Origin of the sequence: Psychrobacillus sp. FSL K6-2843 (genome assembly GCF_038626375.1) — a bacterium.
GTDB lineage: Bacteria > Bacillota > Bacilli > Bacillales_A > Planococcaceae > Psychrobacillus > Psychrobacillus faecigallinarum.
The window spans coordinates 2282062-2303485 of the sequence record NZ_CP152021.1 but is presented as its reverse complement, the minus strand read 5'-3'; the positions used below and the strand labels follow the sequence as shown (position 1 = coordinate 2303485).

The window sequence follows — 21424 nt, the reverse complement described above, 5'->3', positions numbered from 1 at the left end:
CGACTCATCATGAGTCGCGTTTTTTCTTGTTACTTTTGCAATGAAATGCTAAGGTATAATTAAAATAGAATATTTATACAGCAAGGAGATAATTATGAACAAAGGACAACGGCATATTCGTATAAGAGATATTATCGCGAATTATGAAATCGAGACTCAAGACGACTTAGTAGATCATCTTAAGAACGCAGGTGTTAACGTAACTCAAGCGACTGTCTCTAGAGATATTAAGGAATTACATTTAGTGAAAGTTCCATTGCCAAATGGAAACTACAAGTATAGCCTCCCGGCAGACCAAAGATTCAATCCTATGCAAAAACTGCATAGAGCGTTAACAGATGCCTTTGTTAGCATTGATGGAGCTAGCCATTTCTTAGTGATGAAGACACTGCCAGGAAATGCTCACGCAATAGGTTCTTTAATTGATTATTTGGATTGGGAAGAAATATTGGGCACAATTTGTGGCGATGATACGTGTCTAATCCTTTGCAGAGCCGAAAGTGATTGTGAGGCAGTTAAAAGCCGATTGCTTGAAATGTTATAGGAATATCACTTAAATGTATAAGTGAAATCTACTTCACTTATACATTCAAGCTGTTCTATCTTTAAATAGAGGTGATAGGTTTGTTAAAAGAACTTTCCATTAAAAATTTTGCGATAATAGATGAACTTACTGTAAGCTTTGAAGAAGGTTTAACTGTGCTAACTGGTGAAACTGGGGCTGGAAAATCAATCATTATTGATGCGGTTCATCTGCTTTGCGGAGGTAGAGGATCACAGGAATTTATTCGACATGGCGCAAAAAAGGCAGAGCTAGAGGGACTATTTATCATTTCAGATCCAAAGCATAGCGTTTTTAAGAAAATGCTAGATGTTGGTATTGATAAAGATGAGGAAACAATCATTTTGAGAAGAGATATAAATGAGTCTGGAAAAAGCGTCTGTAGAGTAAATGGGAAACTTGTAACAATTGGTATTTTAAGAGAAATTGGTGCCAGTTTAATAGATATCCATGGTCAGCATGAAAGCCAAGAGCTAATGGATGACAAGGCACATATTCACTTGCTTGACCAATTTGCTGGAGACGACCTGAAGGCAGTAAAAGAAGCGTATAGGGAATTATTTAGTAAATACAAAAAATGGAAAAAAGAATTGGCTACATTGACGGAAAATGAGCAGCAAATTGCCCATAAAATTGACCTGTACACATTTCAAGTAGAAGAAATTGATGAAGCTCAATTAAAAAGAGGAGAAGAAGAATCTCTTCAGAATGAAAAGAAAAAGCTATTAAACTTTCATAAAATGTTTGATAAAATCAGCAGCTCATATGATGCTATTTTAGGAGAATCTAAAGGATTAGACTATATAGGTTCTGCTATGTCTGATTTACAAGATATTTCGGATGTAGACGAGAATATGAAGGATTTAAGCGAAAGCGTTTCTTCGGCATTTTATATATTGCAGGACGCAGCACATCAACTTAAAAATGATTTAGATGAAATGGAGTATGACAGCAATCAACTTCAAATTGTAGAAGATCGATTGGCTTTAATACAGACTTTAAAAAGAAAATATGGAGCCTCGATTGAAGAAATTCTTGAATACAAAGAACAGATTCAACATAGCTTGGACCAATTAGTCAATCGAGATGAACAAATTCAAAAAATGGCAGAAAAAATACGTCAAATTGAAATAGATCTTCAGCTAGAGGCTAACGAGTTAACCGACAAACGGAAGGCCGCATCTTCCTTGTTGAGTAGCGCTATTATGGAGCAGCTTCAGGAGCTTTATATGGAAAAAGCAACTTTTGCTGTTATGTTCCATGATCATCCTAATCCTATCTATAATGAAGATGGTATAGACGATTTATCCTTTTATATATCTACAAACGTTGGTGAACCGTTAAAGGCTTTAACTAAAATTGCTTCAGGTGGCGAATTATCTAGAATGATGCTTGCTTTAAAAAGTATTTTTTCGAAGCATCAAGGCATTACCTCTATTATTTTTGATGAGGTAGATACTGGTGTGAGCGGCCGAGTTGCCCAAGCGATTGCTGAAAAAATTGCGGGCATTGCGACAAATTCACAAGTTTTGTGTATATCTCATCTTTCCCAAGTTGCAGCGATGGCTGACCAGCATTTATTGATTAGAAAAGAAGTTTCTGGAAATCGTACCTATACGTTGCTGGAAGAAATAACGGATGACCAACGTGCCGAGGAATTAAGCAGAATGATGTCAGGCACGGAAATCACAACTACTACTTTAAAGCACTCCAAAGAATTACTAAAAATTGCAAATGAACGAAAAAAAGTGTTAAGAAACTCTTGAGGACCCATTACTTTTGGGTCTTCTTTTTTTATCAATTATTTACCTCACATAGAGTTCTTAGCGAAGGACATAGTAAAGTGTATGGGAGGTGAAATATGAAAAAAAGCTATCGAATTTGGTCGCTTTTGCCAATTATTTTCTTGACTTTATTCTTTCTAAGCACCACTGCATTTGCTTCTAAAGTTTCCGTTGTCCCGCTTGGGCAATCTATTCAGATCGACCTCCAATACGGATCTGTATTTCTTAGTCATGATGTCTTGATAACAGATGATTATTGGCTAAAATCTGGTGATACAATTCATCAAATAAACGACCAAACGATATCGAGTATTGATGACTTAAAAAGACAATTGAAAGACAAGAAACAAATTATTATTCAGTATGAGCGCAACAAAACAATGTATACGAAAGATATGAGTGCTGATCAAATGATTAAACTCTTTCCTTTCTTGCGTGATGCAACTGAAGGAATTGGAACTTTAACCTATTTCGATCCGTCAACCAATGAATTTGGCGCATTAGGGCACCAAATTGTCGATCATACATCTGGTGTTACGCCAAAATTTTCAGAGGGCTCTATTTATTTGTCCTCTATTGAGCAAATTAAAAAAAGCATTCCTGGCAAACCTGGATATAAAATTACTTCACACGGAAACAATAGTCCTCCCATTGGAGGAGTAAATGAAAATAACGTTTATGGAGTTTTCGGTAAGTTAGAAAACAAAGCATTAGCCAATATTCCAATGCATCAGGTAGCAGTAGCAGAAAAAGAAGAAATTACGACTGGCAAAGCTATCATGCGTACTTCAATCGATGGTGAAAAAGTACAAGACTTTACAATTAACATCTCTTCTGTCGATGGACATTTATTTCAATTCACTGTGACCGATCAACAGCTTATCAAAAAGACAGGTGGAATTCTCCAAGGAATGAGCGGTAGCCCAATCATCCAGGCAGACAAAATTATTGGTGTCGTAACTCATATGTATGTCGACAAACCCAAAAACGGTGCAGCTTTAGCAATAACTGAGATGATGAAAAAAAATCCATGAAGTATAGATGAAAAGGCTACATCCAAAATAGGATGTAGCCTTTTTGGTGTCTTAAGGTGGATATAAGGTCTTGCGTTTATACGATACATAGGTTTAAAATGTTAATGAATAAAATTCGACAAAGCATAAGAAAAGATTTACAATTTGTCGTAATACCACGTAATCATAATAGGAAAGAATCATTTTTATTTTATAAAAAGGAAGTGGGAAAAAGATAGCGAATAATATCTATGTAAAAAATTACAAAAGGTGGATGAACTTATATGGAGAAAATAAAAATTGCAATAGTCGACGATAACAAAGATTTAATACGCACAATGGATTCTTATTTTGAGCAGCATCCTGAAATAGAGGTTATCGGTACTGCTTATAATGGAAAATTATGTTTGGAATTGTTAGAATCAATCAAACCAGACGTTTTGCTGTTGGATATTATCATGCCGCATCTTGATGGAATTGCTGTTTTAGACTCTTTACAGAAAAATAACAAGCTGAAGGATTTACAAGTCATCATGTTAACTGCATTTGGTCAGGAAGATGTGATGAAACAGGCTGTAGATCTTGGGGCCTCTTATTTCATGCTGAAGCCTTTTGAATTTGACCGTTTAGTGACACAAATTATTCAGGTTGCTGGAAGAAAGGGCTCTATTCAGGAAGCACCTGCAAAGTCCAATCCTGAAAAAGAAGCATTACAAAATAAGCGCATGATTGATAATACTATTACTAATGTTATTAAAGAAATGGGAGTACCTGCGCATATTAAAGGTTATTCTTATCTTCGTGAAGCAATTCAAATGGTATATGCTGATATTGAACTGTTAGGCTCCATTACGAAAGTATTATATCCAGAAATAGCAAAAAAATTTCAAACAACTCCTTCTCGTGTTGAGCGTGCCATTCGTCATGCAATTGAAGTAGCATGGAATCGTGGAAACTATGAAACTATCTCGAAAATGTTCGGCTACACAGTTCATCACTTAAAGTCTAAACCTACAAATTCAGAGTTCATCGCGATGATCGCAGATAAAATTCGCATGGAGAATATGGCTAGTTGAAAGTGAAAGAATCAAGCTTCCAGATATAAAATAATAGTGAACGGTGCAACGAATTTTTAACACCATTCCAATGAACTTTAATTTTGACGTAGCAACTAAATATCGTTGCCCGACCTACTATTAAGAGTGGGTCTTTTTTTATTTTTAGAATGGTAAATAACTTAGTATAGTTATTCAGTAGATTTAGAAATTAAGAAAAAGTAAAATCATTATATTATTTTTTTCTTATAGATATTTGTTTGAAGTATTATGGTAAAATATATTTATACTGAAAATTGGCAGAAAATTCATGGTATTGCTCCAGGTTTTATTATACATTAGATCAGTAAAACTTTATTACTGATCTAATAGGTGAAAAGATTTGAAAAAATATTTTTTAATGTAGTATCAATGTCATGTTGGAACATGTATTGTTTAATAGATTAATAAATATCCCTCCTCAAAAATGAATTTTAAAAGTAGTTTTGCAATTTTTCAAGGTTGAAGAAGATAATATATCTTTAGAAGGGTTGAGAAGAAATTGGTTATTGAAGATAATGATAATTTAACCATAACTGAAAAGAATGGACAGGTCTTTTTGTTTACAAAAAAAGATGGTTTTAGTTTAAAAAAGTTCGAAGAATATATTAGAAAATACCCACGCTTTAAAATCACAAGTTTTACAGCTTTAAAAAAAGCACTCTCGGCTAAATCTACAGAACCTCAAGAAATAGGAAATTGGCTAGATTTAATTGAAATAGACATTAGTGCAGATTATATGCAAGTACTTTTAACTATAAACGAATCACCTACATATATTCAGGAAAATATCATAGAAGTGCAGACCCACATACATAAGCTACTCGAAGAACATAATATTAAATTTGGCAAGAAAACATTAGATATATTATCTTTAAAAACTGGCAAGCCTTTTATAATTGCACAAGGAAAGCCTCCCCAAAAAGGAGAAAATGCGCATGTCAGTTATTTAGAGCAAGCCGAAAAAAAGCCTGTGATAAACGAAGATGGTAAGGCAGATTATTTTGATATGAATTTTATCAAAGAGATAGAAGAGGGATCATGGCTAGGAGAAAAAGTTCCTGCTAAAGAAGGTATAGACGGTATAAATGTCTATGGGGAATATGTGCCGGCAAGTCCTGGAGATGACGTCCAACTTAAATACGATGCAAAATCTGCCTATGAAATTGAAGAGGATGGGAAAATCGTACTTCGCTCTAAAACAAAGGGTGTCATTGGTGAAGTAAATGGAGTGTTATCCGTACTAAAACATTTAATTGTAGATGGGGATGTTGGAATAGAAACAGGAAATTTAAAGTTTGATGGTTCTATTCAAGTTAAAGGTACTGTGATGGCTGGGTACTCTGTTATTGCTTCAGGTGATATATCAATCGAAGGTAAAGAAGGAGTTAATTCCGCAGAGCTAATAAAATCAGCTGAAGGAGATGTCTTTATTAAAGGGGGCATTTTTGGTCGTGGAATAACCAAAGTAGAGGCACATAATAATATATATATTAAACATGCCAACGAATGTACACTACAGGCAAAAGAACAGGTGCATATCGGCTTTTATGCACTTGGTGCAACTATTTTTGCTCATGAAATTATATTAGATGATCGAAAAGGGAAAATTATTGGAGGAAAGGCTGTAGCAGTCAATTCAATTACAACAGCATTTAGCGGAAATAGCATGGAAAGAAAAACAGAACTTGTCGTGCAAGGTATAGACCGCAAAATCTTAACCGAAAATGCAAAAACTTTGGCAGAAAAGATGGTAAAGCTGCAAGAGGAAGCAACTAAATTAAACTATCAAATCTATCAGCTTGGCGAATTGAAAGACAATATGACTACTCAGCAGAACGGGATATATGAGAAAACTAAACAAAAATACAATCTTTTACAGCAGGATGTGAAAGAAACAGATAGAGAAATACAACGTATTTTAAAATTGCTAAGAAGTAACGTAGAATACTATGTTAATGTTACAAAAGAGGCAAATCCGGGTACCATTATACAAATTGGAAATAAATCTTCCTTATTAACAACTATTACAAAAGGAAAATTTAAGTTAGAAAATGGGGAGTTAAATGTCTAATCTACCGGTATACGCGCATCGTGGAGGCGCTACAAAGTATGTAGAAAATTCACTTAGGTCTTTTGAGTATGCAAAGAAAATAGGCGTGGACGGAATTGAAATGGATTTGCAACTTTCAGCGGATGGAGTGGCTTTTGTTACCCATGATTTAGACTTTTTTAGATTAGCGGGTATAAACAGAAGAATAACAGATATGGCTGCTGAGGAGATTCTTCAGCTAAAACTAGGGAAAACGTTTCTTCGAAGATTTTTATATTCAAGAGTACTTAGTTTTGACGAATTTCTATCTTTTTTTGAACAAACAAATTTGAAGCTAAACGTGGAATTTAAGGAATCTTTTCTTGGAAAAACAGAAAAAATTGAAGAAGTAGTGTACAAGACAAAAAATATTAAGGATGTTCATTTCTCTTCTTTTGAAGAAAGCATTTTAGAAACTATACAAAGAATGCCTATAAAAACAAAAACTGCTTTTATCGGAAAGAAAAATTCCAGTTGGGATGAAATTTTAGTTAATCGCTCATATGATGCCATACACCTTAACAAAAAATTCTTTGGTACTGAACTAATGGATAGGATATGGGAGGCAGGATTTCCTATACGATTTTATAATATAAAAGGAACGGAGAAATATTTGAAAAATCCGCCCCAATCGGTTATTGGGTGGATTACTGATTTTCCACTGAAAGTAATTGAGCAACAAAATCGTTTATAAAGTTACATCTTTGTCCAAAATGAAATTTCCACCTCACAGAAAAATTTCTTACTATGTATTCTAAATAACAAAAAGACTATAGACATTTTCAAATTTCTTTGAATTTGTCTATAGTCTAAAGACACAGGCTTTTCTAGTCTGTGTCTTTTTTCTTTTGAAATCGTGGTGCAACTTTTCCGTTTTTTCTATCTCTATTTAATAAAAAACCTGCAAAAAAGCCTAGACCTAGAACTGTAAAGATTAATCCGCAAATAAACTGAACGGCTAGTCCTCCAATAGGAAGTATTTGTAATCCAAAAAATGTATCTCTCATTAATTTGATTCCAAAAGCTGCCAATATTCCCGGTATTAATAACACGATTAAAGCCAATAAACGAGCCACTTTCTTCACTCCTGTTCCTTCTATTTTAATTTTACATTCAAGTTTATGATTGTCAATGATTGAAACTTACGTTATGATATAGAAGAAATGCAATAAGTTGCAGAAAAAAAGTGGGGGTGTGCATATTTTTGCAAAACATACTCATTGTAGGTGCAGGTAACGGTGGATATGCACTTCTCAAGTTAATAGCGCAGGCGGATTACCTTCAGGTTACCGCTATTGTAGATATTAACGATGAGGCTCCTGGAATAATCTACGCTAAACAACATAACATACCAACTTATAATGAGTGGAGGAGTTTGTTAAGCAAGGATATTCAAATCATTATTGATGTGACTGGTCAGAAGGAAGTGTTCTATGAATTACTTCAGAATAGACCTGCCACCGCTGTATTGATACCTGGTGAGATAGCCAACTTAATCGTTACGTTGTTGGAAGAAAAAAATAGCTATATTCAAATTATCAACCAAAGAAAGGCCTTACAGGATCTCATTTTTAACTCCATAGAAGAAGGGATGATTGGCATTAACAGCCAAGGCATCGTCAACTTTTTTAATAAGAGCGCAGAAAGAATGACCTTAATTCCTGTAGAAGAGGCCATGGGTAAACATGTGGTTGATGTTATCTCCTTAAGTGAATTACCAAGAATATACGAAACAGGTAAGGTCGAACTGAACAAAGAACTTACTCTTGAAAGCGGTACCAAAATAGTTACCTCTAGGTATCCTATGGTCAATAATCAGGGTAAACGTATCGGAGCCTTCGCAGTATTTCAGGATATTTCGGAAGTAGTTCGTCTAGCCGAAGAAATAACAAATTTAACAGAAATACAAAAAATGCTTGAAGCAATCATTTATTCAAGTGAAGATGCAATATCTGTAGTAGACGAAGATGGCAAGGGGATTCTTATTAACCCTGCCTATACTCGAATCACGGGGTTTAGTGAAGAGGAAGTTATTGGGAAACCTGCTACTGCCGATATATCCGAAGGTGAAAGTATTCATCTAAAGGTACTTCAAACTAAAAAGCCTATTAGAGGTGTAAATCTTCGAGTCGGTAAGGAAGAGAAGGACGTCATTGTTAACGTAGCACCTATTTTAGTAAACAATCAGTTAAAAGGTAGTGTTGGTGTAATTCATGACATGACTGAAATGCGAGGTCTTATGAAGGAATTGGATCGAGCTAGGACTATTATTCGAACGCTTGAATCATCTTATTCCTTTGAAGACATAGTTGGTATTTCTGATGAGATCAACTTAGCAATAGAACAAGCAAAGCTGGCAGCGAATGTTCCAATAACCGTTCTTTTAAGGGGAGAGGTCGGTGCAGGAAAGGATTTGTTTGCGCATGCTATTCACGGAGAGAGCAGTCGCTCTATGTATCCTTTTGTACGAGTTAACTGTAGCTCACTAGAAGAGCACCTTTTAGAAAGAGAATTGTTTGGTTACCAAGAAGAAGGTATTACGTATCCAGGTAAACTGGAGGAAGCATTCAAGGGAACTATTTTCTTAGACGAGGTTGGGGAACTGACTAAGAAAACTCAGGCGAAGCTCTTACAGGTATTAAGAGAAAATGTTTTTGTACCTGTCGGGGGTACCGCACCTAAGCATGTTGATGTCCGAATTATTGCTGCAAGTAGTCTTAATTTGGAAAAAGCAATGAGAGAGGGTACATTTAGAGAGGACTTCTATTTTCAACTAAATCGAATGCCTATCTATATTCCTTCTTTACGCCAAAGAAAAAAAGATATTCCGCTTCTTGCGGAACGATTGTTAGTTAAACTTAACCAAGAGTTTGGTCGTAATATCGAGGGATTTACCAGTCAGGCACTTGAAATCTTATGTCTTTATGAGTGGCCAGGTAATGTGCGAGAATTAGAGAATATTATAAGTCGCTCTATGATCTTTCTTCAACCGAATGACCGTTTAGTAGACGAACGGCATTTACCAAAATTAATGCTTCAGTTATCAACGGAAGAAGATGAAGATTCGATTGCTCCCTTATCGGAGCAAATGGATGAAATGGAGAAAAGAGTACTTGCCCATGCACTTAATACATGTGAGGGCAATAAATCTAAAACAGCTAAAAGACTTAATATTTCATTACGTTCTCTGTATTATAAGCTGGAAAAATATAATCTCGTTTAATGGGGAAAATGTTCAAGTAAATAGGGGTATTTACTATAAATGATCTTAAACATGCATCAATTTAACTACTAGGAGGAACTTACAAATGGAAATCTTCAAATATATGGAAACTTATGATTACGAGCAATTAGTATTTTGCCAAGACAAAACTTCAGGACTTAAGGCGATTATCGCAATTCATGACACTACATTAGGGCCAGCACTTGGTGGGACTCGTATGTGGAATTATGCTTCAGAAGAAGAAGCAATTGAAGATGCTCTTCGTCTTGCTAAAGGGATGACTTACAAAAATGCTGCTGCTGGACTCAACCTTGGTGGAGGAAAAACAGTAATTATCGGTGATCCATTAAAAGATAAAAACGAAGAAATGTTCCGTGCATTTGGACGTTTTATCCAAGGATTAAATGGTCGTTACATTACAGCAGAAGATGTGGGTACAACAGTAGCGGATATGGACCTTATACATGAGGAGACAAATTATGTAACTGGTATTTCAGAAGCATTTGGTTCTTCAGGTAACCCTTCACCAGTAACAGCTTATGGTGTATACGTAGGAATGAAAGCTGCTGCTAAAGAAGCATTTGGTTCTGATTCTTTAGAGGGGAAAACAGTTGCAGTGCAAGGTGTTGGGAACGTAGCTTATACTCTATGTGAATTCCTACATAAAGAAGGAGCAAAATTAGTAGTTGCTGATATTAACCAAAAATCAGTGGATCGTGCAGTCGAAGCATTTGGAGCTGTTCAAGTAGGGGTAGATGAGATCTACTCACAAGACGTAGATATTTTTGCACCATGTGCACTTGGAGCAATTGTAAACGATAATACTATTCCACAATTTAAAGCTAAGGTTATTGCAGGATCTGCAAACAACCAACTGAAAGATACAACACATGGTGACTTAATCCATGAAATGGGTATTGTTTATGCACCAGACTACGTGATCAATTCTGGAGGAGTTATTAACGTTGCAGACGAATTATATGGATATAACCATGATCGTGCGATGAAACGTGTGGCAGGTATCTACGATAAAATCGAACGTATCTTTGAAATTTCTAAACGTGACGGTATACCAACTTATGTAGCTGCTGATCGTTTAGCAGAAGAGCGTATTGCTCGTGTAAGTAAATCTCGCAGCCAATTTTTACAAAACGGAAAACATATTTTAAATGGCCGTTAATCGATAATTTCATCTTAGTTGTAAATAGGCCGACTTTATAGATTTTTTGTAAAGCGGTCTTCTTATTTGGAAGGAGAGGACTTACTTGGCAAAAGAATATGACGTAGTCATTATTGGAGGAGGGACTGGTGGTTATGTAGCTGCCATTCGCTCGGCACAGTTAGGGTTAAAAACAGCAATCGTTGAGAAGAGTAAATTAGGTGGTACTTGCTTACATAAAGGCTGTATACCAAGTAAAGCCTTACTTCGTAGTGCAGAAGTTTTCTCCACTACCAAAAATCACGCAGCCGATTTTGGCGTAAATACTAGTGAAGTAACACTAGATTTTAGCAGAGTGCAAGCACGTAAGGAATCCATTGTAAACCAATTGTTTCAAGGGGTTCAGGGATTGATGAAAAAAGGGAAAATTGATGTTTATGAAGGAACTGGCAGAATGCTTGGTCCATCTATATTCTCACCTTCACCTGGTGGTACAATCTCTGTGGAGATGAATAACGGTGAAGAAAATGAAATGCTTATTCCTAAAAATGTTGTAATTGCAACAGGATCTCGTCCTCGCTCCTTACCTGGTTTAGTTATAGATGGTTCCTTAGTGATGACTTCAGATGAGGCATTATCAATGACAGAGCTTCCAAAATCTATTCTTATTGTCGGCGGAGGAGTAATCGGTATTGAATGGGCTTCGATGTTAAATGATTTTGGTGTGGAAGTTACTGTGATTGAATATGCAGATAGAATTATACCTACCGAGGATAAAGATATTTCTAAAGAAATGCAAAAACTTTTAAGCAAAAAAGGAATTACATTTGCAACAAACGCAAAAGTGCTTCCTGATACTTTAAATACTGTAGACAATGTTGTCAAAATCTCAGCTGAGGTTAACGGTGAAACACAATCTTTTAGTGCTGAAAAGATGCTTGTATCAGTTGGTAGACAGGCAAATACAGAAGGTATTGGTATCGAGAATACAGATATTGTTATAGAAAATGGATTCATAAAGGTTTCTGAAACATTTCAAACGAAAGAATCACATATATATGCAATTGGTGATGTAATCGGAGGTCTACAATTAGCCCATGTAGCTAGTCATGAAGGGATAACTGCAATAGAGCACATCGCAGGAGAAGACATAATTCCTATAAATTATGATCTTGTATCTCGCTGTATTTATGCAAGTCCGGAAAGTTCGAGTGTAGGAATAACAGAGCAACAAGCAAAGGAACAAGGGTTTGATGTAAAAATAGGCAAGTTCTCTTTCAAAGCAATTGGAAAGGCTCTTGTATACGGTGAATCGGATGGCTTTGTGAAAATTGTTGCCGATAAGAAAACAAATGACATATTAGGCGTTCATATGATTGGACCTCACGTAACGGATATGATTTCAGAGGCTGGTTTGGCAATGGTTCTAGATGCTACTCCTTGGGAAATGGCACATACAATTCATCCACATCCTACCTTGAGTGAAATCATGGGAGAAGCAGCGTTAGCTGTAGATGGTAAAGCTATTCATATGTAAAAAAAGGGGGATTTCTATATGACAAACAATCGTCATGAGGAGCTTGGGTTAACAAATGAAGATGTATTAAAAATGTTTGAGACGATGCTAATGGCACGCCGTATTGATGAGCGTATGTGGTTATTGAACCGTGCGGGTAAAATTCCATTTGTTATCTCTTGTCAAGGACAAGAGGCAGCACAAGTGGGAGCGGCATTTGCTCTAGATAACACAAAGGATTATATTGCACCATATTATCGCGATATGGGAGTAGTACTGCATTTTGGTATGACACCTAAAGATTTAATGCTATCTGCATTTGCTAAAGCAGAGGATCCGAACTCTGGCGGACGTCAAATGCCGGGGCATTTTGGACAAAAGAAGAATCGTATTTTAACTGGTTCCTCTCCAGTTACAACACAGCTTCCCCATGCAGTTGGAGTCGCTCTAGCTGCTAAGATTGAAAAGAAGGACTTTATCACTTTTGTAACGCTAGGCGAAGGTTCATCTAACCAAGGTGATTTCCATGAAGGATTGAACTTTGCAGGGGTGCATCAATTACCTTGTATCACAATGGTAGAAAACAACAAATATGCAATATCTGTTCCTTTTGAGCGCCAAGTTGCTAGCAAAAATGTCGCAGATCGTGCCAGCAGCTATGGAATGCCAGGTGTTACAGTAGATGGAAAAGACCCAATCGAGGTTTATAAAGTAGTGAAAGAAGCAGCTGATCGTGCAAGAAATGGGGAAGGTCCTAGTCTTATTGAGGCAGTGACTTACCGATTAACTGCCCACTCATCAGATGACGATGATAGACAATACCGTACTGCAGAAGACATTGCAGAAGGGAAAGCATTAGATCCTATTATTACATTTGCAAAATATTTAAGAGATTTAGACATTCTGTCAACAGATCTTGAAAAAGAAATAAATGATCGCATTATGAAGGAAGTAAATGAGGCGACTGATTATGCAGAAGCTGCACCATATGCTGCTCCGGAAGATGCATTAAAACATGTCTATGCTGAAAAAGACGGGGGGAACGCATAATGGCAATCATGTCTTATATCGATGCAATAACACTTGCAATGAAGGAAGAAATGACTCGTGATGAGCGCGTTTTCGTTCTTGGTGAAGATGTTGGACGTAAGGGTGGAGTGTTCAAGGCAACCAACGGACTTTATGATGAGTTTGGAGAATACAGAGTTCTAGATACTCCTCTTGCAGAATCTGCTATTGCGGGAGTAGGGATTGGGGCTGCAATGTACGGTCTTCGTCCTATTGCTGAAATGCAGTTTGCAGACTTTATCATGCCTGCTGTTAACCAAATTATCTCAGAGGCTTCACGTATTCGTTACCGTTCTAATAATGATTGGACTTGTCCTATAGTAATTCGTGCGCCTTTTGGTGGCGGAATTCACGGTGCGCTTTATCATTCTCAATCTGTAGAGGCTATTTTTGCTAACCAACCTGGACTAAAAATCGTTATTCCTTCTACTCCATACGATGCCAAAGGATTATTAAAAGCGGCTATTCGTGATGAAGACCCGGTTATGTTCTTTGAGCACAAGCGTGCTTATCGCCTTATTAAAGGAGAGGTTCCGGACGAAGATTACACGATTGAAATTGGAAAAGCAGATGTAAAGCGTGAAGGGGAAGATATAACAGTTATTACTTATGGTCTGGCTGTTCATTTTGCTCTTCAAGCAGCAGAACGTTTAGAAAAAGATGGCATTTCTGCGCATATTTTAGATTTACGTACCATTTATCCTTTAGACAAAGATGCAATTATCGAGGCTGCTTCCAAAACCGGTAAAGTGTTACTTGTAACAGAGGATAACAAAGAAGGTAGCATAATTAGTGAGGTGGCAGCGATTATCGCCGAGAATTGCTTGTTTGATTTGGATGCTCCGATCATGCGCCTTGCTGGTCCTGATGTTCCAGCTATGCCATATGCCCCTACAATGGAAAAATTCTTTATGATTAATCCAGACAAAGTAGAAAAAGCAATGCGTGAGCTAGCTGAATATTAAGTTATTGGAAATATGCTTAGGTGAATTTGATCTATTAAAGGAGGAACCCATATGGCACTAGAACAAATTAAAATGCCTCAGCTTGGGGAAAGTGTAACCGAGGGAACAATCGAAAAATGGTTAGTTAAACCAGGCGATCATGTAAACAAATATGATGCACTTGCAGAGGTCAATACGGACAAAGTTACTGCAGAAGTACCTTCTTCCTTTACAGGAGTCATTAAAGAACTTGTTGCAAATGAAGGAGATACGCTTGCAGTTGGAGAAATCGTCTGTACAATTGAAACAGAAGGCGGCTCTTCCGAGGAAAAAATTGTAGAAGTGAAGGAAGCAGCTCCAGAAGAACCAACTGCAGAAACAGTTAAACCAGCTGAAGTGAATAAACATATTCAATCAGCACCGGCAGAACGGGATAAAGGAATAAAAGCTCGTTACTCTCCTGCAGTTCTTAAACTTTCTCAGGAGCATGACATAGACCTTTCTTTAGTAACAGGTACTGGTAATGAAGGCAGGATTACTCGTAAGGATCTACTAAAAATCATAGATAGTGGAGAGATTCCAAAGGCTGCTCCTGCTGCAAAATCTGCCGTAGAAGAAGCGCCGGCTGTATCTTCTGCTCCTGCGAATTCCCAACCAAAGTCTGCTCCTGTTAATGTTCCAGTCGGAGCAGGTGATATTGAAATTCCTGTTACAGGCGTTCGAAAAGCAATTGCAGCTAATATGCTACGTAGTAAGCATGAAGCGCCTCACGCTTGGACAATGATAGAAGTGGATGTAACTAATCTTGTTCAATACCGTGACTCTATTAAAAAAGAGTTTAAACAAAAAGAAGGCTTTAACGTTACATACTTTGCCTTCTTCGTTAAAGCAGTAGCACAAGCATTAAAAGAGTTCCCGATGATGAACTCTATGTGGGCTGGTGACAAAATAGTCCAAAAGAAAGACATCAATATTTCGATTGCGGTTGCAACAGATGATGCATTGTTTGTTCCAGTGATTAAACAAGCAGATGAAAAGACTATTAAAGGGATTGCACGTGAAGTGAATGAGCTTGCAGGAAAAGTTCGCTCTGGTAAGCTTAAATCAGATGAAATGCAAGGTGGTACTTTCACAGTCAACAATACTGGTTCATTTGGTTCTGTTCAATCAATGGGTATCATCAACTACCCACAAGCAGCAATTCTTCAGGTGGAATCTATTGTTAAGCGTCCAGTTATTATGGAAGGCGGCATGATTGCTGCAAGAGATATGGTGAACCTATGTCTATCTCTAGACCACCGCGTGCTAGATGGCCTTGTTTGTGGTCGCTTCTTAGCTCGTGTGAAAGAAATATTAGAAAATATTTCGAAGGAAAATACATCTGTATATTAATATTCAGGCGAGAAGTCCCTCAGTAAGGGCTCTCGCCTTTTTTTATTTATAAAACTTAAGTCCCTTTCGTTTACTTTTTTAAACTATTTCTATAGCATTTAAAAGGAAAGAGATACACATGAATTTTCTATGAAGGGACGATTATATATTATGAAATTAAGTGTTTTAGATCAAGCACCGATCACGGCTGGAAATACTGCAGCAGATGCATTAAAAAAAGCAGAAGAATTAGCCCTTTTAGCTGACGAATTAGGCTATCACCGTATGTGGATGGCTGAGCATCATGGAACCGGGGCTTTTGCGAGCTCAGCTCCTGAAGTCATTGCAGCCCATCTTGCTGCTAAAACTCAAAAGCTCCGTATTGGTACTGGCGGCGTTATGATGATGCATTATTCAGCTCTTAAGCTTGCAGAGGTCTTTAAGACGTTAAGTGCTTTTTCTCCAGGGAGAATAGACTTCGGAGTGGGGCGTGCTCCTGGCGGGGATAACTATGCGATGCATGCTCTTTCTGAGGGCCGTCCACCAATGGTGAACAATATGTATGAAAAACTAGGAACTGCATTACAGCTTTTAAATGACGAAGTTCCCGAGGACAGTGTGTACAATAAAACGATTGCTACTCCATCTAATATCGTGCTTCCCGAAGCTTGGTTGCTTGGCTCGACAGGGAACAGTGCGATTCAGGCAGGAAAGATGGGCTTGGGATATTCCTTTGCACAATTCTTTCAGGGAGGAATGACTCCTGCTACTTTAAATGCATACCGTACAAATTTTAAACCTTCAGCATTAATGGAAAAGCCTGAGATTAACGTAACGTATTTAGTGACAGTTGCTGAAACAAAAGAAGAGGCAGAATTTGAAGCACTTCCACAGGATATATCTAGACTTTCTCTGATGAAGGGACAAATTCGCCAGCTTATGACACCTGAAGAAGCACAAAACTATCCTTTATCTGAAATGGATCGCATGATGATCCAGGAAAATCGTAAAATCCATTTAGTTGGTTCTGCAAAAGAAGTAGCTACTACTCTTCAAGAAGAACAGGCGCATTATGGGTTTGATGAGGCGATGATTTGTAGTATACCGCATTCTCAGCAAAAGCGTTTAGATGTATATCGATTGTTAGCAAAAGAATTGTTGTAGTGTCTTGATTCTCTTTTATATTAATACTGACTGAGCTTCTTGGTATCTTTAGCGAGTAAGTGAACGATTCGTCGTTCACTTACTCGCTTTTTGAATTGACTTCGTTCGTACTATTACAATTCTCAACTCAAAAAACATACTTTTGCCTTGCTTGCTTTCTAGTATAGATTGTTTGCTAACAGGAAAAAACAAGAATAATACTTTATAACATGAATTGCTTTAAATTGGCGGTTGATAACAGAACAAACGTTCTGTATAATGATAAAAAAGAAAGGTGATGGAGATGGCTAATTTCGAGGAAGACTGGAACGCGTTGGATTTATCTAAAATCCGTGATAGAGGTTCAAAAAAGTGGGTGGCGATGATGTTGCCTGAACACGTGAAGATGTTGAGAGACTATCATGAGGAGATAAAAAAAGTTCCGCGCCCAGATCTAAATGAGTTCGACTATGAAGCAATTCAAGAACAAATTGAACTTGCGATGAAAAGAAATGTAGACATAAAAATTAAACGTTGGAAAGATGGAGAATTTTTATATCATCGAGGGACAATTCAATGGATTGATTTAACTAGGCGCATTATCGAATTAGAAGATCCATTTCAATTTTTTGAAGTGAAATTGGATGAAATTGTGGACGTGACGATATTAGAATAAAAACATTCTGAGAGACCTCCTTATAGAGGTCTTTATTGTTTGGAAGTGCTAAGTCTAAATAGATTCAAACATAAAATAATTATAGACAAGATAACTGATGAATCACTTGGGATATATTCAATGTTAGATTTGCTAAATACCTTAATGATAATGAATTCCTTTTACTATAAAAGAGGATTATAGGTATCCATAGGGAATATATTACAGAAGGGTATGATGAGTGGGATAACAGCAAAGGATGATAAAGGGGCAATGAAGAAATACTATATCTTTTTAGAAATCTTGTTTTATGTAGTAGTACCATACTTAATTTGGACTAATGGTAGAGAAGGTTTAGGTGATTATTGGGCACTTTTGTTATCCACTGCACCTGGATTTGCCTATACTATAGTACGTTTTATTGTAGACCGAGAATTTAATGTGACGGGCATTTTTATCTTGTTCAGTTTATTGGTAGGAACTGTGATTGATATATTATCTGGATCTGCAGAAAGGATGCTATGGAACCAAGTATATTTAGGGGTTGCTTTTAGCTTCGTCTATTTGCTCTCCATGCTCATTAAAAAGCCTCTCCCATTATTTTTCTTTATAGATGTGGCATTCTTGCAGGGATATGACCGTGAAAGCAGTAGAAAGCAGTTCTATCGTAAAGAATTATTTAAATGGTTTCAGCTATTGACGCTAATGTTTGTCATAAGAGGGCTTACCCTAGCAGGCATTAAGGCATGGCTTTTGGACAGGTATGGTGTGGATAGCTATGGCACAATGTTGATTTACTTGAGAATAACTGGTTGGGTCTTTGCAGCAGTTTTCATATGGTTCTATCTAAATATTTACAAGGAAATCAAAAGATTAACGCAGCCACAGCCTCTGCAAGCGATAACAAAAGAAAATCCTTAAAACATATTAGAGAAAAAGCGTTAGCCCATTAGCTAACGCGTCTAACTTATCCAAAATAATATTTGGAAATTTGTGCGATAAATTCTTCTTCTAGTACGCTCTTTTTTTTAACAATGATAAATGTTGAGACAGTAGGCAGGTCGAACAGATCAAAATGTGGCTGCATCATCTTTCCTTCTATTAATTCTCGTCTAACAATAGAGTGAGGAAGAAAGGATACACCGAGCCCCTCCTGGATAAAGCGTTTAGTTATATGGGCTTGTGTGACTTTCATGGTTCTTAATCCAACTACATGCTTATTTAGCTTCAGTAGTAGCTCATCCCAAAAAACAGGATGATGGTGAGTAAAAAGATAATTTTTCTGAAGTATCTCTTTCACATCTATTGGTGGTCCATTTTCTTCATCAAATCCATCAAAAGGCATTAAAAACAAAATTGGGTCCTCGTAAATAGAGATTGATTCTATATTTTTCTTTTGAGAATCAATCGCAGATATTCCAACGTTTACTTCCCCTGTATCAACCAATTCCTCTATAAGATGGGATTCCTCTACCCTTATATTTATTTCTAAATCCGGATGCCGCTTTAAGAATGTTTTTAAAAAGTAAGGAAGTATGGTTTCCGCCATAAGGGGAGAGATGGCAATAGACCATTTACGGCGATAGCCTTGTGCAAATGATCGTATTTTATTGACGCTTGACTCCGACTGTTGAACTAGCTGCTTAGCCTCTGGAAGAAAAAATTTACCAGCCTCCGAAAGGGTTACACGATTGTTTATTCGATCGAAAAGAGGGGTACCTAAATACTCTTCCAGTAATTTAATATGAACGGTCACACTTGGCTGAGAGACCATTAATTTTTCAGATGCCTTTCGAAAGTTTAAGGTATCTGCAGCTACACAAAATGTTTTTAACCAGTGATATTCCATTATATTCACCTACTTGATTAACTTTTTTAATTAAGTTAATTATATATATTTAATTTTTATTATCAATGTTTTTAAATATAATAAAGAAAAAGGAGGCGTTTCATATGTTTCAAAAAGGATTAAAAGATGTAGTTGCTGTTCATACAAAAATCGCATCGGTGGATGGAGATATAGGAGAGCTTAGATACCGTGGGGTAAAAGTAGATGAGCTAGTAAATGAAGGGTCATTTGAAGATATCGCCAATTTTTTGTGGACAGGGGAACGAACAAACACTAGTTTTCCATCTTTAAATGAATTTAGAGAACTACCAAATCACATAATTGCAATTATTGATGCTCTTCCAATGGAAGTGTCCTTGATGGATGCAATGAGAACGGCGATATCAGGCTATGCTCATGCAGAATTTAAAGAAAAATCACTAGAAGAGCAGGCGATAATTTTAACAGCAGCACTGCCGGTCATAGTTGCTAGACATTATCGAAACCAAAAAGGATTAGCAATAGTAGAGCCTAAAAAAGAACTTAGCCATACTGCCAATTATTTATGGATGCTAAATGGTGAAGTACCAACAGATGTACAAGTTGAAGCGCTTGAAACCTATTTAAAGCTAACGATGGAGCACGGTTTAAATGCCTCGACCTTTGCTGCTAGAGTAACGATTTCGACAGAGTCAGATCTTACAGCTGCAGTAACTTCAGCGTTAGGAACAATGAAGGGACCGTTGCACGGAGGAGCGCCTTCAGGGGTAATTTCACTACTCAATGAGTTTAAAAATCCTACAATGATCAGAGACATTGTAAGAGATAAAATTATAAATGGCGAAAAGATAATGGGCTTTGGTCACCGAATATATAAGACAGAGGACCCTCGTTCCATTTTACTTCGAGACAAATGCTTAAACCTCCAAGGAAAGGATCCTTGGTTAGATATCGCAACTATAGCAGAAAAAGAAATTATTGATTTACTTGCAGAGCATAAGCCTGGACGCAAGCTATACACAAATGTTGAGTATTATGCTGCTGCAATCATGCGCTCGATAGATATGCCAGCAGAACTATTCACACCTACATTTAGTGTAGCTAGAATGGTAGGCTGGACTGCACATGCTATTGAACAAATAAGAGACAACACCATTTTCCGCCCACAATCCATTTATGTAGGGGAATTAAAGTAATAGAGGTAATAATGCAGAAGCATCCGGCAAATGTTTATTTTCTATATATACTTAAATAAATTGAATTAAGTATTGTAGATTTCCGTTTTGGTGTACTCTTTGCGAGAGGAGCGATAAGCCATCTCTGCCGCTATTGTTGTTACACAAAACATGTTGTTAGCTGCCCACCCACATTGTCTGCGTGACGCATAATGGGATTGTTCTCAGGCATCTGGTATTGGTTATATCGCTATATAGTCGAAACTGTTATGTGTTTAGTTTGCTAAATATAAAAAGTCATGTGTTATAAAACACATGACTTTTTTATGATTTTTGTTTATTTTTGATGAATGTGTAAATATTTAAAACAACTCCTATGACAAACATAATAATTGCATTCAATGCAAGAACTAAAACCATAAATCCTCCTGCAAAAGCAATTCCTTCTCTTGTGTCATCTGGATCAAAGTTTTTATTAGCATAATAAATTCCGAAAGCGATAAAACAATAGACTATCACCGGAACTAAAAGGGCCATAACAATTGAAGAAACCCATAAAGGAATTTTCCTTTTTTGGTATAAATACACTGCTAAACCATCACAGATTACAAGAGACAATAATAAAACAATCCAAACAATAGCATCACCGTTCATATTAATTACACCCCTTCTATAAAAGGTTAACCTAATGTGGATATTTTTACAATTAAAGGTAATTTTCTGGCATCCGAAGAGTGCTTATACCGAAAAATTGAATAAACTGATGTGGAGAAAACCGAACTTTGGAAAGGACAGTT

At 36.8% G+C, this 21424-nt stretch carries 19 protein-coding genes; 16 read left to right on the top strand and 3 right to left on the bottom strand.

From position 1 onward, the window contains the following. The first annotated feature begins 94 nt into the window (after positions 1-94). From argR to MKY94_RS11610, 6 genes are all read left to right on the top strand, one after another. Positions 95-544, top strand: coding sequence for a transcriptional regulator ArgR (gene argR, locus MKY94_RS11635; RefSeq protein WP_144536042.1), 450 nt, complete (start codon positions 95-97; stop codon positions 542-544). 80 nt (positions 545-624) lie between these two features. Continuing rightward, positions 625-2328, top strand: a complete 1704-nt coding sequence (gene recN / locus MKY94_RS11630) for a DNA repair protein RecN (RefSeq protein ID WP_144537153.1) — start codon at positions 625-627, stop codon at positions 2326-2328. Positions 2329-2423: 95 nt separating this feature from the next. Continuing rightward, the gene (locus tag MKY94_RS11625) at positions 2424-3380 is read left to right on the top strand and encodes a SpoIVB peptidase S55 domain-containing protein (RefSeq protein WP_144536044.1); all 957 of its coding nucleotides are present in this window, start codon (positions 2424-2426) and stop codon (positions 3378-3380) included. A gap of 263 nt (positions 3381-3643) precedes the next feature. After that, positions 3644-4435 carry a sporulation transcription factor Spo0A gene (gene spo0A / locus MKY94_RS11620; protein ID WP_144536046.1) on the top strand — a complete coding sequence of 264 codons (792 nt, stop codon included), beginning with the start codon at positions 3644-3646 and terminating at the stop codon, positions 4433-4435. Between the two features lie 520 nt (positions 4436-4955). Next, positions 4956-6527 carry a FapA family protein gene (locus MKY94_RS11615; RefSeq protein WP_144536048.1) on the top strand — a complete coding sequence of 524 codons (1572 nt, stop codon included), beginning with the start codon at positions 4956-4958 and terminating at the stop codon, positions 6525-6527. Then, entirely contained in the window at positions 6520-7239 is a 720-nt protein-coding gene (locus MKY94_RS11610) for a glycerophosphodiester phosphodiesterase family protein (protein WP_144536050.1), read from the top strand. The genes MKY94_RS11615 and MKY94_RS11610 overlap by 8 nt, the downstream gene beginning before the upstream one ends. Positions 7240-7372: 133 nt before the next feature. Here the strand turns inward: MKY94_RS11610 and MKY94_RS11605 are convergent, their stop codons facing one another. Next, entirely contained in the window at positions 7373-7621 is a 249-nt protein-coding gene (locus MKY94_RS11605) for a DUF2627 domain-containing protein (protein ID WP_144536052.1), read from the bottom strand. Between the two features lie 128 nt (positions 7622-7749). Between MKY94_RS11605 and MKY94_RS11600 the strand changes: the two genes are divergently transcribed. The 9 genes from MKY94_RS11600 to MKY94_RS11560 all read left to right on the top strand — a co-directional run bounded on the left by MKY94_RS11600 (position 7750) and on the right by MKY94_RS11560 (position 18545). Then, on the top strand, positions 7750-9768 hold the full coding sequence (locus tag MKY94_RS11600; protein WP_144536054.1) for a sigma 54-interacting transcriptional regulator: 2019 nt from the start codon (positions 7750-7752) through the stop codon (positions 9766-9768). A gap of 85 nt (positions 9769-9853) precedes the next feature. Beyond that, a complete protein-coding gene (gene bcd / locus MKY94_RS11595) occupies positions 9854-10948 on the top strand; it encodes a branched-chain amino acid dehydrogenase (protein ID WP_144536056.1) in 1095 nt (364 codons plus the stop codon). Between the two features lie 85 nt (positions 10949-11033). Then, positions 11034-12464: a dihydrolipoyl dehydrogenase gene (lpdA, locus tag MKY94_RS11590; protein WP_144536058.1), complete on the top strand. Its 1431-nt coding sequence runs from the start codon at positions 11034-11036 to the stop codon at positions 12462-12464. Positions 12465-12482: 18 nt separating this feature from the next. Then, complete coding sequence (locus MKY94_RS11585; protein ID WP_144536060.1) at positions 12483-13493, top strand: thiamine pyrophosphate-dependent dehydrogenase E1 component subunit alpha; 1011 nt, start codon at positions 12483-12485, stop codon at positions 13491-13493. Then, on the top strand, positions 13493-14476 hold the full coding sequence (locus tag MKY94_RS11580) for an alpha-ketoacid dehydrogenase subunit beta (RefSeq protein WP_144536062.1): 984 nt from the start codon (positions 13493-13495) through the stop codon (positions 14474-14476). The genes MKY94_RS11585 and MKY94_RS11580 overlap by 1 nt, the downstream gene beginning before the upstream one ends. Before the next feature lie 51 nt (positions 14477-14527). Further along, on the top strand, positions 14528-15847 hold the full coding sequence (locus tag MKY94_RS11575; protein WP_342577091.1) for a dihydrolipoamide acetyltransferase family protein: 1320 nt from the start codon (positions 14528-14530) through the stop codon (positions 15845-15847). Positions 15848-15997: 150 nt separating this feature from the next. Then, a complete protein-coding gene (locus MKY94_RS11570; protein WP_144536066.1) occupies positions 15998-16990 on the top strand; it encodes an LLM class flavin-dependent oxidoreductase in 993 nt (330 codons plus the stop codon). Positions 16991-17267: 277 nt separating this feature from the next. Further along, entirely contained in the window at positions 17268-17645 is a 378-nt protein-coding gene (locus MKY94_RS11565) for a YolD-like family protein (RefSeq protein ID WP_144536068.1), read from the top strand. Positions 17646-17858: 213 nt separating this feature from the next. Then, the gene (locus tag MKY94_RS11560; RefSeq protein ID WP_342577090.1) at positions 17859-18545 is read left to right on the top strand and encodes a VC0807 family protein; all 687 of its coding nucleotides are present in this window, start codon (positions 17859-17861) and stop codon (positions 18543-18545) included. Between the two features lie 46 nt (positions 18546-18591). Here the strand turns inward: MKY94_RS11560 and MKY94_RS11555 are convergent, their stop codons facing one another. Then, positions 18592-19473 (bottom strand): LysR family transcriptional regulator, encoded by an 882-nt coding sequence (locus MKY94_RS11555; RefSeq protein ID WP_191696890.1) that lies wholly within the window; start codon positions 19471-19473, stop codon positions 18592-18594. 104 nt (positions 19474-19577) lie between these two features. Between MKY94_RS11555 and MKY94_RS11550 the strand changes: the two genes are divergently transcribed. Further along, entirely contained in the window at positions 19578-20648 is a 1071-nt protein-coding gene (locus MKY94_RS11550; protein WP_144536072.1) for a citrate/2-methylcitrate synthase, read from the top strand. A 303-nt stretch (positions 20649-20951) separates the two neighbouring features. On the opposite strand, the gene MKY94_RS11545 is transcribed toward MKY94_RS11550, so the two are convergent. After that, a complete protein-coding gene (locus MKY94_RS11545; RefSeq protein WP_151109526.1) occupies positions 20952-21281 on the bottom strand; it encodes a hypothetical protein in 330 nt (109 codons plus the stop codon). Between the last annotated feature and the right edge of the window lie 143 nt (positions 21282-21424).

Coding starts and splice junctions, on each gene's coding strand:
- argR (WP_144536042.1), top strand. CDS start 95: ATGAACAAAGGACAACGGCATATTCGTATAAGAGATATTATCGCGAAT.
- MKY94_RS11580 (WP_144536062.1), top strand. CDS start 13,493: ATGGCAATCATGTCTTATATCGATGCAATAACACTTGCAATGAAGGAA.
- MKY94_RS11545 (WP_151109526.1), bottom strand. CDS start 21,281: ATGAACGGTGATGCTATTGTTTGGATTGTTTTATTATTGTCTCTTGTA.
- MKY94_RS11585 (WP_144536060.1), top strand. CDS start 12,483: ATGACAAACAATCGTCATGAGGAGCTTGGGTTAACAAATGAAGATGTA.
- MKY94_RS11550 (WP_144536072.1), top strand. CDS start 19,578: ATGTTTCAAAAAGGATTAAAAGATGTAGTTGCTGTTCATACAAAAATC.
- MKY94_RS11570 (WP_144536066.1), top strand. CDS start 15,998: ATGAAATTAAGTGTTTTAGATCAAGCACCGATCACGGCTGGAAATACT.
- MKY94_RS11610 (WP_144536050.1), top strand. CDS start 6,520: ATGTCTAATCTACCGGTATACGCGCATCGTGGAGGCGCTACAAAGTAT.
- spo0A (WP_144536046.1), top strand. CDS start 3,644: ATGGAGAAAATAAAAATTGCAATAGTCGACGATAACAAAGATTTAATA.
- MKY94_RS11560 (WP_342577090.1), top strand. CDS start 17,859: ATGATGAGTGGGATAACAGCAAAGGATGATAAAGGGGCAATGAAGAAA.
- MKY94_RS11555 (WP_191696890.1), bottom strand. CDS start 19,473: ATGGAATATCACTGGTTAAAAACATTTTGTGTAGCTGCAGATACCTTA.
- MKY94_RS11575 (WP_342577091.1), top strand. CDS start 14,528: ATGGCACTAGAACAAATTAAAATGCCTCAGCTTGGGGAAAGTGTAACC.
- MKY94_RS11625 (WP_144536044.1), top strand. CDS start 2,424: ATGAAAAAAAGCTATCGAATTTGGTCGCTTTTGCCAATTATTTTCTTG.
- MKY94_RS11565 (WP_144536068.1), top strand. CDS start 17,268: ATGGAGATGGCTAATTTCGAGGAAGACTGGAACGCGTTGGATTTATCT.
- bcd (WP_144536056.1), top strand. CDS start 9,854: ATGGAAATCTTCAAATATATGGAAACTTATGATTACGAGCAATTAGTA.